The organism is Moritella dasanensis ArB 0140, from assembly GCF_000276805.1.
GTDB lineage: Bacteria > Pseudomonadota > Gammaproteobacteria > Enterobacterales > Moritellaceae > Moritella > Moritella dasanensis.
This window is the reverse complement of sequence record NZ_AKXQ01000017.1, coordinates 14,982-27,697: the sequence shown is the minus strand read 5'-3', so window position 1 is coordinate 27,697 and position 12,716 is coordinate 14,982. Positions and strand designations below refer to the sequence as shown.

Below are 12,716 nucleotides of genomic sequence, written 5' to 3'. Positions count from 1 at the left end.
TATAATTAATTTATCGCTAATTCTTTTGCTAAGTAGTCTACCAACATACGTACTTTCGGCGACAGATGGCGATTTTGTGGATATAAAGCCCACACAGCATCATCCGGTTCACGGTAGTTTGGCAGCAATTCAATCAGCAGACCTTGGTTAATATATTCCTGCACATAATAATCTGGCAGTTGCACTATACCCACGCCTTTCAATGCCGCATCCACTAATACTGGGCCACTGTTACAGCTAAAATTACCTTTCACGCGAATATTACGGGCTTTGCCTTTTTCCTGAAAACGCCAGTAATCCAAGGTGCCAGATAAGCAATTATGACGGTCTAATTCTGACAAGGTATGCGGAGCACCAAAGGCACTTAAGTATTCCGGCGCAGCACAAACATATTGCTTACGAGTAGCAAGACGTTTACCAATCATCGATGAATCACCTAACTGACCGAGACGAATAGCTAAATCAAAGCCTTCATCGATTAAATCAATCTGCTGATTAGATAATACTAATTGCACTTCTAGCTCAGGATATTGGATCACAAAATCATTCACCAATGGCGCAACACTGCGTTCACCGTAAGTAATTGGCGCGGTTATTTTTAACTTACCTTTGGGCGTGCTTTGTAAATTGCTGATGGCACGTTCTGCATCTGCGAGTCCGTCCATTACCTGGCGACAATGCTGGTAATAAATACCACCTACTTCAGTCACCGATACTTTACGTGTGGTCCGATAAAACAGCTTGGCTGACAAGCGTTCTTCAAGTGCGGATACCTGTCGACTCACTTGTGCGGTCGAGATCCCTAAACGCTTTGCCGCCGCGGTAAAACTTTCAGTTTCGGCAACTGCTACAAACTCACTGACACCAGACCAATCACTCATCAACACATTCTCTTATTCAACTGTTAGGTAACAATTATAAGTTATTTACGATAATAAACCTAAATTATTACCATGTAGTAAAAGTGATTTGCTTATTACCCTCATTATCATCCAGCTATAACTTCCCTATAATCGCGCTTCATTTATTGAGTTCCAGTCACGCTAGCGAGAAATATTATGTTATCAACTATCAAGCGTTCATTGCCGTTGCAACTACTGACCGCCGCTATTTTGGCTTGGGCTATTGCCAGCATGCTGCCAGTCGTCACCAATATTTCCGGCCCAGTTACAGAACACATTACTGAACAGGCTTGGTATCAATTAATCTTGTTAGGCAAGACCACTTATATCGGTTTGCTGAAAATGGTTATCGGCTTAGTGGTCATGCTGTCGTTAATGCAGGGTATTACCAATATAGGCTCAACGCTAAAATTAAAAACCTTAGGCGTAAGCACCCTCACCTTTTACAGTTTAACGTCGATTATCGCGATCAGTCTCGGCCTTGGCGCTGCGCTATTAATGCCAGAATGGCAGCCACTTGTAGAGCCAATCGTTGTTGCTGACCACATTAATTTAATTGAACAAGATACAGTAACAGGCTCAAGCATTACTGCTAAATTATTGGCGATGGCGCTTGTGAATCCTTTTTCAGCCTTGGTTAACGGCAACCTGTTAGCGATTGTTTTATTCTCACTGTTATTTTCAGTATCACTATTACGTTCATTGCCACAAAATCATGTGGTATTTACTGTGATTGCGGGGCTGAATGCAGGTTTAAATAAATTAGTACAGAGTATCATTCGTCTCGCCCCGATAGCCGTGTTCGCCATCGTATTTGAGTTTACGGTGACAGGGAATACCGGCTTATTTGGTCAATTGGCGCTATTTGCCTTGTTGGTATTTGTACTCACCCTGATTCACGGCGTCATTGTCTTACCGACTCTGGCTAAAATTTTTACTGGCATTAAATTTAGCACCTTATTTAAAGCAATCTCCGCACCATTAGCGATGGCGTTTGCTACTTCGTCAAGCTCAGCAACACTGCCTTTGTCGATGCAAGCAGCAGAGAACGAACTGGGCATATCACAAAGTACCAGTAGCTTTGTATTACCGCTTGGTGCAGTGATGAACATGGATGGCACCGCGTTATTTGAAGGGGTAGCGGCACTCTTCCTCGCGCAATTATTTGGCATTGATTTAAGTACCACGGGTATCGTGATGATTTTTATCATGGCCATGGTTTCATCTGTCGGCGCACCTGGTATGCCATCAGGCTCGATGTCTGGCATGCAATTAGTCATGCTTGCTGCAGGTATTCCACTAGAAGGTATCGCCATTTTACTTATTATCGAACGTCCACTGGATACCTTCAGAACCGCAGTGAATGTCGAAGGCGATCTTATCGCGGCGTTGGTTGTAGATAAATGGCAGCAGAATAAAATATAACCGAGCTTAATCGCGAGATAAGGTAGGAGGAGATAAGCACCCAACCTTTAACAATTGCATTTCAAGACGATCGGTCATAGAATAGCCAAATGCCAAGACCTAAACAAAATGAACATACTCGCGAAGCCCTGATTGAAGTTGGTATCAAGCATATCTCTCAACACGGTTATCACGGCACTGGGATTAAACAGATCCTAGATGAGCTGAAAGTACCTAAAGGGTCCTTTTATAACTACTTTAATAGCAAAGAAGCCTTTGTTGCCGAGCTAATCGAAGCCGATATGCACGCCAATGCCAAAGAAATTCAGCCGCTATTAGATGACATAAACCTGAACCCAATACAAAAATTGCGTGCACTGTTCGAAAAAGGTCGCCAAAAATACAGCGAGCAGAACGGCAAACAAGGTTGCTTGGTTGCCAGTGTCGCTAACGATATTGGTGATTCCAGTGCGTTATGCCAACAAGCAATGCAGCGTTCTGTTAATGCATTAAACAAATTATTATCTGGATTAATCAGTGAAGCACAAACACAACAATTAATCCGTACTGACTTACCTGCAAAGCAGCTGGCGACATTAATGTGGACAGCATGGGAAGGTAGTTTAATCGAAATGAAGATCGCCGGTAATACCGATAATCTAACGCAGATCACCGATTTCATTTTTGATGACATTTTAAAAGCCAGCTAAATGGCATGTTAAACACGAACAAATAGACAGCGATATTATGAGTCGAATTATAATATCGTTTTTTTGACCCAAGCTTAAGACGACCGGTCTAATGATTTATTTAAAGCAGGATTAATAATGACTACAGCAATGACATTACAGCAAGGTTTTACCTTAAAAAGTGGCACGTTTATTAAAAACCGTTTATTTAAATCGGCAATGAGTGAACAGCTTGGTGATCCGCAACACAATCCATTACCGGGTCTAGCAACGCTTTATCGCGCTTGGGCTCTAGGTGGTTTAGGTTTGTCTATTAGTGGCAATATCATGGTTGCTCGTGACGCACTGGGCGAACCAAAAAACGTAGTGCTAGATGAACAAAGTGATTTAACGGAATTTAAAAACTGGGCACAACAAGGTAGCCTTAACGATACGCAATTCTGGGCGCAGTTAAATCATCCCGGTAAGCAAACACCAAATTTTATTAATAAAGAACCTGTAGCGCCCTCTGCTATCGCATTAACCAATGGTTTAGAAAAAGGCTTTAATACGCCACGCGCCCTTACTGAATCAGAAATTTTAAACATTATTGGTCAATTTCAAACGAGTGCGAAACTGGCTAAGCAAGTTGGTTTTACAGGCGTGCAAATTCACGGTGCCCACGGTTATTTAGTGAATCAATTTTTGTCTCCACGCCACAATCAACGTGACGACCAATGGGGTGGTAGCATTGAAAACCGTATGCGCTTTGTATTATCAATCTATCAAGCAATACGTGCTGAAGTCGGTGATGACTTTCCTATTGGCATTAAATTAAATTCAGCCGATTTCATGCGTGGTGGTTTTACCGAAGAAGAATCAATGCAAGTAGTTAAAGCATTAGGTGATGCAGGGATCGATCAAATCGAAATCAGCGGTGGTACCTATGAAAGCCCAACGATGACCGGTCACAAAGTGAAGAAATCAACTTTAGAACGTGAAGCTTACTTCCTGAGTTATGCTGAAAAAGTACGCGCGATCACCGACACACCGTTAGTGGTAACTGGCGGATTCCGTTCAAGTAAAGCCATGTTGTCAGCACTGCAAAGCAATGCCACAGACTTTATCGGTATCGCACGTCCAATGTCGCTAGATACGCAACTGCCGAATAAACTAATGGCATCGGATGAACATAAGATTAGCCTACCTAACTTAACTACAGGTGTGAAAGCCATTGATCGCATGGCGATGTTAGAAATTACCTGGTACGAAGCCCAGCTTGCACGTATTGCCAAACAGCAACAGCCAAAAGCCAATCTAGGTACTTGGCCAGTGTTCTTCAAAACCATCTATGGCGCTGGTATCTACGCCTTTAGAAAACGCCGCGCTTAAAGCCACTCAATAAGCTGATATATACGCCTAGACTTTATGTGCTTAGTTATTCTTAATCGATTTCAAGCATCGTCTAGGCGTCGCCTTACCCGCTACAAATATGGTAGCATACCGAAAAACTAATCCTATTTTCACAAGGTACTCATTCATGAAAGTTGTTCGCTGGTTACTAGGCCGTCTTATTTTAACGCTTAATTTCATCTTTTCACCAAAAAGCATGAAACGTCCTGCTGAAGAACAGGCAAAGGTTGATAGCGAAATCAATAACATGTCACTTTACCAATTTGAGGCTTGCCCATTTTGCGTAAAAGTACGTCGTAGCATGAAACGTTTAAACCTAGATATTGCAGTACGTGATGCGAAAAATGATGCTACGTTTGGTAACGAACTAGAACAACAAGGCGGTCGCCGTAAAGTTCCTTGCCTACGCATTGAAGAAAATGGTCAAGTGCAATGGATGTATGAATCAAATGACATCATTGCCCATTTAGAAAAGAAATTCGCTTAATTAAATGTGCCCAGCCAAGTTAATTAATACCTGAAAGCCTGATAGCAATATCAGGTTTTTTTATGTTCAATAATCATCCTCTAGAATGAAATCCGCCCTCCAATAGTCCAACTGTAATCAATGTCATCCATGCCATAATAAGTACCGTTAGGGCTAAAAGCAGATACTTTCGCATACGGATAGATATGTAAAATCGGACGCATAGTACCTATCGATATTTCCCATTCATTCGCGGTCCCTTGGTTGAAATCAACCATATCCGATTTGTCTTCTGCATAGTGAAACTCAAATTTACCAATAACATAAGCATGCTGGAAGTACTTAGCTGCGGCGAAATAGGCCGAATACTTATTCGCATCATCAACCGTCATCCAAGTGAAACCATTGCGGACAAATTCGCTTGTCACGCCAAACTTCGCAGAGTACCCGTCGAAAAATCGGATTGCAGAAAGGTCAACAAAGTGTGTTTTTGTTTTAACGCCATCAACACCAGCTAACTCCCCCATAAGCCAATCATCCTCCAAGCTGAACTCATAATAAGAATCCAACTTCCAATTCGAATTAACAAATTGATGGTAACCAACACCAATCCCGAGCCATTCGTTGCTGTCTCCACCAATATATAAATAAGTATTATCAGTTACCGTCGCGGTAACACCGATCTCTATTACATCCTTTTCAATTGATAGATCAATTCCAGCAAACGCTGAAGTACAGAGCATCATTGCGCTGCAAGTAATTGAAATAGTTTTCATGTTCTAACCTAGGGGAAGGCTCCAAGCAAACGCTAGGAGCTGAATACATAAAATAGAGAATTATTTTAAATGAGAGCGAATTGAATCACGGATAGCATTACGGTCAATAGCCTGGCCACTATTCTCCATCAATGGTCTTGGCCCGCCTTGAACGGTATCACCACCAATGATGATCGGGTTACCATTAATTACAACACCAAAATCCCCTTCAAGTTCACCTTGACGTATAACGCTCACACGATATTCATTACCCTCTTGATCTTGAACCGTCATTTCCTGACCAAGCCAATTCACATCTGTAATATTGAACACGTTACCATTAGCATCAGTGATCGTGTTTCCTGAAATGGTATAACTGGTCTCAGGACCATTATCAATCTCCGGTACTTCAGGTCCACCCCATATTGGTGGCAACCTGTCTGGAATTGAAGGCGTTGATAGTCCGAAATCTGGATCAGTTAACCCCCAATCAGGTGCATCACCAATATCAAGTCCCCATTCTGGTGAGTTATCGATATCAGGGATAACTGGATCACCCGGTCCACCGTTGCTTGAGTCACCCGAAGAAGAACAGCCTGCTAAAAATAGAGAAGCAGAGACAATCGTTGCCAAAAGAGATTTATTCATAATGTATACCCTAAGTCTTATCAAAGTTCACTGATACCTAACGTTCATCAGTGGCGAAATCATCGCCATTTCCATTGGCACAATGACAATGATTTTGAAGGTATATCAATAATCTAATACCAAAATAACAAAACCAAAGCCAACCGCTATCAGCAAATCCATGCGACGCTATCTGTTGGGAGGCATTATGATAATTTGATGCTGAAAGAACTAATGACTATTACTTATTCGTCCCATAAGTAATGCTTATTATAAGGGAATCACCGCTAACATCCGTCAATTGTTACAACACAGTAAAGGTAATTTGCAATTTAATGGGATTATCAATATCACAGAAATAACTATAATGGCTCCAACAAAACGAGGGACCTCAGCGTTACCTCCCAAATGACAATATAAATTAGCGAGAAAATAAAATGACTGACAAATTTATTAAATCAAAAGCGGCTATTGCTTGGGGCCCTAACCAACCACTTTCTATTGAAGAAGTAGATGTGATGTTACCGCGCGCTGGCGAAGTATTAGTGCGCATCGTAGCAACTGGCGTATGTCACACCGACGCATTCACTATGTCAGGTGAAGATCCAGAAGGTATCTTCCCAGTCATTCTTGGCCATGAAGGCGGCGGTGTCGTTGAACAAATTGGCGAAGGCGTAACAAGTGTTGCCGTTGGCGACCATGTTATTCCACTTTACACACCAGAATGTGGCGAATGTAAGTACTGTAAATCAGGTAAAACGAACCTTTGCCAAAAAATTCGTGAAACCCAAGGTAAAGGCGTAATGCCAGATGGCACGACCCGTTTTTACAAAGACGGTCAGCCAATCTTCCATTACATGGGTTGCTCAACATTCTCTGAATACACAGTCTTACCCGAGATCTCGTTAGCAAAAGTAAACAAAGAAGCACCGTTAGAAGAAGTTTGTTTATTAGGTTGTGGCGTTACCACAGGTATGGGCGCAGTACTCAATACAGCCAAAGTACAAGAAGGCGACACAGTTGCAGTATTTGGTCTTGGCGGTATTGGTCTTTCTGCAATTATTGGTGCGCAAATGGCAAAAGCCGGTCGTATCATTGCTATCGACATCAACGAAAGCAAGTTCGAGCTAGCACGTCAATTAGGCGCAACAGATTGCATCAACCCGAGAGACTACGACAAGCCAATTCAAGACGTCATTGTTGAATTAACTGATGGTGGTGTTGACTACTCATTCGAATGTATCGGTAACGTTGACGTTATGCGTTCGGCATTAGAATGTTGTCATAAAGGTTGGGGCGAATCAGTCATTATCGGTGTAGCCGGTGCGGGCAAAGAGATCGCAACCCGTCCATTCCAACTGGTAACGGGTCGTGTATGGCGTGGCAGTGCATTCGGTGGCGTTAAAGGTCGTTCAGAACTACCAGAAATTGTAGAACGTTACATGGCTGGTGATTTCAAACTTAGCGATTTTATTACCCACACCATGGCGTTAGAAGATATTAACGAGTCATTTGAATTGATGCACAAAGGCGAAAGTATTCGTACTGTCATTCATTTCGATAAATAGTACTTTCGATAAGTGGCAATTAAACAACCGATTGTTTATTAGAGTATTTAAGTAAATGGTCGTGTTATATCCGCCTTCACCTGCGACAAGTATGTGAAGGCGTTTTTTTAAGTCTAAAATTTTCTATAAATCATAAAATGAGCAGGTAGTATTATGGGTTGGTTATTTCTTTTATTAGGCGTATTAGCAGAAGCAACATCGCACGTGGCGTTGAAAGCGACTAATGGATTTAGCAACTTCTGGCCCAGCGTCATTGTTATCTTTGGTCACCTGTTAGCCTTTTTATTCTTAGGCCAAGCCGTTAAAAACCTACCCGTTGGTATCGTGCATGCTTCATGGGCAGGATTAGCCATCATTTTAGTCACTTACATGTCGAGCTTAGTCTATAAACAACACCTAGATACCAAAGTGTGGATCGGCATGTTATTTATCGCTGTCGGCATTGCATTAATCAACCTTTCATCAACACCACATACCCACTAAGCCCGATTAAGTCGGTACTGAAATCACATGACAAGCGCACACTCCGCCATCTTTTTTTGTGGCCGTTATTGAGTAAACGATTAAAGCAGTTTAATTTCCCCTCCTATTTATGCTATCTTGGGCCGCTTTTAAATCTCATTAAATACTCTCATTAAAGGCTCAGCATGGCACGTAAAGGCACTCTATTTATTGTATCCGCTCCAAGTGGCGCAGGAAAATCAAGTCTTATCAAAGCACTTTTAGATGCAAACCCAAGCAGCGATATGAAAGTGTCTGTCTCTCACACGACTCGAGCAATTCGCCCTGGTGAAGTTGACGGTACCCATTACCACTACATTCCAGTGGCTGATTTTAAAGCGCAAATCGAAAACAATGAGTTTTTTGAATGGGCAGAAGTATTCGGTAATTACTACGGTACCTCACGTGTTATGATTGAAAATACGCTTGCCCGTGGTATTGATATTTTCTTAGATATCGACTGGCAAGGTGCGCGTCAAATTAAAGAACAAATTGCTGATGCACGTGGTATCTTTATCCTACCGCCAAGCCGCGAAGAACTTGAACGTCGCCTTAACAGTCGTGGTCAAGACAGTGATGACATCATCGCGAGCAGAATGGCTGAAGCAGAAGCTGAAATGTCACACTATAATGAATATGATTACCTCATTATTAATGATGATTTTTCCACTGCGCTCGAAGATCTACACGCGATTGTACGTGCAGAACGACTCGGTTCAGCGAAGCAGGCAGCAAAAAACAACGTAATTATGAAAGATTTGCTGGTTAATTAGGCAAAAATAAAGTATAGTTTCTCGTCATTTTTTAGACTTAATTCACTTGGAGTTCCTGCATGGCACGCGTAACCGTAGAAGATGCTGTAAAACAGGTTGGTAACCGTTTCGACCTAATATTAATGGCGGCACGTCGCGCTCGTCAAATCGCAGTTCACGGCAAAGAACCTTTGGTAGCACCAGAGAATGATAAGCCGACTGTCATTGCCCTTCGTGAAATTGAAGCTGGTCTAATGAGCAACGAATTGATGGATGCTAGCGACCGTCAAGAACAGCAAGAACACGAAGCACAGCAAGTTGCAGCAGTTGCAGCAATCGCTGAAGGTCGTGGTTAATACCAAGTCATCTTTTTTGATGGTTTTATAAAAAAGGTGCATATTGCACCTTTTTTAATACCTGTGATCCAGCCAAAATCGTGTTTATAGGTTTTTATACTTTTTTATATTCAAAATCCCTACGCTGCTAATTCAAGATTGAGTTGGCATAAATATGACGAAGATGTAAATTTAAAGGTGCAATTAGCGCTACTTTTTATTATCTTGATAATATTATCATCGAATTTATATCAACTTTTTAGTGACGAGGCAGTACTTGCATATATTCGCAAATTTAAAAGCAACGACATCGACCTATCTATCGGTTGAACAAGTCGAACTCATTGAGCATGCTTATTTAGTCGCGCGGGAAGCGCACCTACCTCAAAAAAGAAGTACGGGCGAACCTTATATTATTCACCCCGTCGCCGTTGCTGAAATTCTTGCAGATATGCGCCTTGATCATAAAACGATTATGGCCGCCCTGCTTCATGATGTGATTGAAGATACACCAACAACGCAAGAAGACCTCGCTTCATTATTTGGCAATACCGTTGCTGAATTAGTCGAAGGTGTGTCGAAACTTGATAAACTAAAATTCCGCGATCGCAAAGAAGCCCAAGCGGAAAACTTCCGTAAGATGTTCATGGCGATGGTCCAAGACATTCGCGTTATCTTAATCAAACTAGCCGATCGCACACACAACATGCGTACCTTAGGGGCATTAAGACCCGACAAACGTCGCCGTATTGCCAGCGAAACCTTAGAGATTTTTGCGCCGATTGCTAACCGCCTTGGTATTCATAATATTAAAAATGAATTAGAGGAACTTGGGTTAGAAGCCATGTACCCAATGCGTTACCGTATTCTTGTCGAATCCGTAAAAGCAGCACGTGGTAATCGCAAAGAAGTCATGTCAAACATTCGTCAAGAAATTGAAGGCCGTTTAGCCGAAGCCGGTGTACCAGCAGAAACCCATGGCCGCGAAAAACTCATCTTTAGTATTTATAACAAGATGAAGAAAAAACGCGTACAGTTCCACGAAGTTGTCGATATTTATGCATTCAGAATCATCGTTGACGATCTTGATACCTGTTACCGCGTACTGGGTCAAATGCACAGTTTGTACAAGCCTAAGATAACGCGCTTTAAAGATTATATTGCCATTCCCAAGACCAATGGTTATCAATCCCTGCATACTTCATTGGTTGGCCCACACGGCGTACCACTGGAAATTCAAATCCGCACTAAAGATATGGATTTAATGGCTGACCGTGGTGTTGCCGCGCATTGGTCATATAAGCAAGGCGCTGACAAAATAAATACCAACGCACAATTGCGTGCCCAAAAGTGGATGCAAAGCCTACTCGAACTACAACAAAGTGCCGGTTCGTCGTTTGAATTTATTGAAAGTGTGAAAACCGATCTGTTCCCAGATGAAATTTATGTGTTTACGCCGAAAGGTAAGATCATCGAATTACCTCGCGGCGCAACACCGGTAGACGTTGCTTACTCAATTCATACCGATGTTGGTCATACTTGTGTTGGTGCACGTGTTAACCGCCAACCACACGCACTTAGCCAGCCATTGAAAAATGGTCAAACAGTGGAAATCATTACCGCACCGGGCGCGCGTCCTAATGCAGCTTGGTTAAACTTCATTGTTACCGGCAGAGCGCGTGGCCGCGTTCGTCAACAATTAAAAAGTATGCGTGCTGAAGATTCAATTATTCTTGGTCGTCGCTTATTAAACCATGCACTCAATGGCGTCAAAATTGAAGATATTAACGCAGACAATTTAACCCAAGTCCTTACCGATATTAAGTGTGAAACCCTCGATGATTTACTTATCGAAATCGGGCTAGGCAACATCATGAGTATTCTGGTGGCACGTCGCCTTCAAGGTCGTGTTGATGAACTGACCGATCTTGCTCCACGCTCGGAAGAACAAGACAAAATGCCGATTAAGGGCGCGGAAGGCATGCTGGTTAGTTTCGCTAACTGCTGTCACCCAATTCCTGGTGATCCGATTGTGGCGCATTTAAGTCCCGGCAAAGGCTTGGTTGTGCATATTGAAACCTGTCGTAATATTCACGGTTATCAAAATGAACCGGATCGTTACATCCCCGTTGAATGGGATGACAATATTGATCCAAGCCAAGAGTTTAAAACCGAGATCCGTATTCAAGTGGTTAATCACCAAGGTGTATTAGCAAAACTGACGAATACCGTGGCATCGAGTGGCGCGAATATTCACAATATCGTCACCGATGAAAAAGATGCGCGCGTTTATAACGTCGATATTTTAATCACGGCTAAAAACCGTAAACATGTCGCCGATGTCATGAAGAAGATCCGCACCCTGCAAGATGTATTGAAAATATCACGCAGTTACAACTAAAAAACGAATAGCGAAGTATAATTATTCGCTATTACGCTAATCGCCAAGGCCTTGAACTCCTCAATGCCTTGGCGATATATTTATCATCCAATTTTCCCTGGCCCACTAAGCTAACAGCAGATACTCGCATTAGCCGATTATTTGGGTATAATACCTCGCCAATTAAATCTTATAGAGTAAGACCATGACCCCAGAACGTTTAGACCGCATTACTAAAATGCTCCAACACCGCCAACCAGATTTAACCGTTTGTATGGAAGCAGTGCATAAACCACATAACCTTGCTGCAGTAGTAAGAACGTGTGACGCAGTGGGTGTCAACAATGTTCACGCGGTATGGTCTATACGCCCAACAAAAGTATCTGGTGGCACGGCTACTGGCAGCCAAAACTGGGTAAAAGTACACTCTCACGATAATATTTCTGAAGCCATTAAAGAAATGAAAGCACAGGGCATGCAAGTACTTGCAACGAACCTGTCGGATAAGGCCGTGGATTTCCGTGAGATTGACTACACCAAACCAACAGCGATCTTAATGGGTCAAGAAAAGACTGGTATCAGTGCAGAAGCATTAGCACTTGCCGATCAAGATATCATCATTCCTATGGTAGGCATGGTGCAGTCATTAAACGTATCAGTAGCAACAGCGACCATCTTGTATGAAGCACAGCGTCAACGTGATAACGCCGGCATGTATCAAGGCGAAAGCAAAATTCCCGTTGAAGAACAACACAAAATTTACTTTGAAGGCGGTCACCCTGTTTTTGCCAAAGCCTGTAAACGTAAAGGCCTTGCTTACCCAGAACTAGATGAAGAAGGTCAGATAGTTGCTGACGAAACGTGGTGGAATGCATTACGTAGCTCAAACTAGGCTAGCATAATCCATCCCCAAGCTACTTCAATATGCGATATCATTTTGAAGTA

13 protein-coding genes are annotated in these 12,716 nt (G+C 42.4%); 10 read left to right on the top strand and 3 right to left on the bottom strand.

All coding sequences use genetic code 11. The features are described 5' to 3' along the window. Nucleotides 1–5 precede the first annotated feature (5 nt). Entirely contained in the window at nucleotides 6–881 is an 876-nt protein-coding gene (locus A923_RS0114465; RefSeq protein ID WP_017222396.1) for a LysR family transcriptional regulator, read from the bottom strand. Nucleotides 882–1,058: 177 nt separating this feature from the next. Between A923_RS0114465 and A923_RS0114460 the strand changes: the two genes are divergently transcribed. From A923_RS0114460 to A923_RS0114445, 4 genes are all read left to right on the top strand, one after another. Beyond that, the gene (locus A923_RS0114460) at nucleotides 1,059–2,327 is read left to right on the top strand and encodes a dicarboxylate/amino acid:cation symporter (RefSeq protein WP_017222395.1); all 1,269 of its coding nucleotides are present in this window, start codon (nucleotides 1,059–1,061) and stop codon (nucleotides 2,325–2,327) included. Between the two features lie 89 nt (nucleotides 2,328–2,416). Then, complete coding sequence (locus A923_RS0114455; protein ID WP_017222394.1) at nucleotides 2,417–3,016, top strand: TetR/AcrR family transcriptional regulator; 600 nt, start codon at nucleotides 2,417–2,419, stop codon at nucleotides 3,014–3,016. A 117-nt stretch (nucleotides 3,017–3,133) separates the two neighbouring features. Then, entirely contained in the window at nucleotides 3,134–4,366 is a 1,233-nt protein-coding gene (locus A923_RS0114450) for an NADH:flavin oxidoreductase/NADH oxidase family protein (protein WP_017222393.1), read from the top strand. Between the two features lie 148 nt (nucleotides 4,367–4,514). Further along, entirely contained in the window at nucleotides 4,515–4,874 is a 360-nt protein-coding gene (locus A923_RS0114445) for a glutaredoxin family protein (protein ID WP_017222392.1), read from the top strand. A gap of 80 nt (nucleotides 4,875–4,954) precedes the next feature. Here A923_RS0114445 and A923_RS0114440 read toward each other — a convergent pair whose 3' ends face one another. Further along, nucleotides 4,955–5,629, bottom strand: a complete 675-nt coding sequence (locus tag A923_RS0114440; RefSeq protein WP_017222391.1) for a hypothetical protein — start codon at nucleotides 5,627–5,629, stop codon at nucleotides 4,955–4,957. 60 nt (nucleotides 5,630–5,689) lie between these two features. Further along, a complete protein-coding gene (locus A923_RS23275; RefSeq protein WP_017222390.1) occupies nucleotides 5,690–6,256 on the bottom strand; it encodes a hypothetical protein in 567 nt (188 codons plus the stop codon). A gap of 416 nt (nucleotides 6,257–6,672) precedes the next feature. Between A923_RS23275 and A923_RS0114430 the strand changes: the two genes are divergently transcribed. From A923_RS0114430 to trmH, 6 genes are all read left to right on the top strand, one after another. Then, nucleotides 6,673–7,803 carry an S-(hydroxymethyl)glutathione dehydrogenase/class III alcohol dehydrogenase gene (locus A923_RS0114430; protein ID WP_017222389.1) on the top strand — a complete coding sequence of 377 codons (1,131 nt, stop codon included), beginning with the start codon at nucleotides 6,673–6,675 and terminating at the stop codon, nucleotides 7,801–7,803. A 153-nt stretch (nucleotides 7,804–7,956) separates the two neighbouring features. Next, entirely contained in the window at nucleotides 7,957–8,286 is a 330-nt protein-coding gene (locus A923_RS0114425; protein WP_017222388.1) for a DMT family transporter, read from the top strand. Between the two features lie 164 nt (nucleotides 8,287–8,450). Beyond that, nucleotides 8,451–9,077: a guanylate kinase gene (gene gmk, locus A923_RS0114420; protein ID WP_017222387.1), complete on the top strand. Its 627-nt coding sequence runs from the start codon at nucleotides 8,451–8,453 to the stop codon at nucleotides 9,075–9,077. A 59-nt stretch (nucleotides 9,078–9,136) separates the two neighbouring features. Beyond that, nucleotides 9,137–9,412, top strand: coding sequence for a DNA-directed RNA polymerase subunit omega (gene rpoZ / locus A923_RS0114415; protein ID WP_017222386.1), 276 nt, complete (start codon nucleotides 9,137–9,139; stop codon nucleotides 9,410–9,412). 256 nt (nucleotides 9,413–9,668) lie between these two features. Continuing rightward, nucleotides 9,669–11,792, top strand: coding sequence for a bifunctional GTP diphosphokinase/guanosine-3',5'-bis pyrophosphate 3'-pyrophosphohydrolase (spoT, locus tag A923_RS0114410; RefSeq protein ID WP_017222385.1), 2,124 nt, complete (start codon nucleotides 9,669–9,671; stop codon nucleotides 11,790–11,792). Nucleotides 11,793–11,976: 184 nt separating this feature from the next. After that, on the top strand, nucleotides 11,977–12,663 hold the full coding sequence (gene trmH, locus A923_RS0114405; protein ID WP_017222384.1) for a tRNA (guanosine(18)-2'-O)-methyltransferase TrmH: 687 nt from the start codon (nucleotides 11,977–11,979) through the stop codon (nucleotides 12,661–12,663). Nucleotides 12,664–12,716 lie beyond the last annotated feature (53 nt).

Bases quoted from the DNA above. Each gene is read 5' to 3' on its own strand.
- A923_RS0114465 (WP_017222396.1), bottom strand. From the start codon at position 881: ATGAGTGATTGGTCTGGTGTCAGTGAGTTTGTAGCAGTTGCCGAAACT.
- A923_RS0114460 (WP_017222395.1), top strand. From the start codon at position 1,059: ATGTTATCAACTATCAAGCGTTCATTGCCGTTGCAACTACTGACCGCC.
- A923_RS0114455 (WP_017222394.1), top strand. From the start codon at position 2,417: ATGCCAAGACCTAAACAAAATGAACATACTCGCGAAGCCCTGATTGAA.
- A923_RS0114450 (WP_017222393.1), top strand. From the start codon at position 3,134: ATGACTACAGCAATGACATTACAGCAAGGTTTTACCTTAAAAAGTGGC.
- A923_RS0114445 (WP_017222392.1), top strand. From the start codon at position 4,515: ATGAAAGTTGTTCGCTGGTTACTAGGCCGTCTTATTTTAACGCTTAAT.
- A923_RS0114440 (WP_017222391.1), bottom strand. From the start codon at position 5,629: ATGAAAACTATTTCAATTACTTGCAGCGCAATGATGCTCTGTACTTCA.
- A923_RS23275 (WP_017222390.1), bottom strand. From the start codon at position 6,256: ATGAATAAATCTCTTTTGGCAACGATTGTCTCTGCTTCTCTATTTTTA.
- A923_RS0114430 (WP_017222389.1), top strand. From the start codon at position 6,673: ATGACTGACAAATTTATTAAATCAAAAGCGGCTATTGCTTGGGGCCCT.
- A923_RS0114425 (WP_017222388.1), top strand. From the start codon at position 7,957: ATGGGTTGGTTATTTCTTTTATTAGGCGTATTAGCAGAAGCAACATCG.
- gmk (WP_017222387.1), top strand. From the start codon at position 8,451: ATGGCACGTAAAGGCACTCTATTTATTGTATCCGCTCCAAGTGGCGCA.
- rpoZ (WP_017222386.1), top strand. From the start codon at position 9,137: ATGGCACGCGTAACCGTAGAAGATGCTGTAAAACAGGTTGGTAACCGT.
- trmH (WP_017222384.1), top strand. From the start codon at position 11,977: ATGACCCCAGAACGTTTAGACCGCATTACTAAAATGCTCCAACACCGC.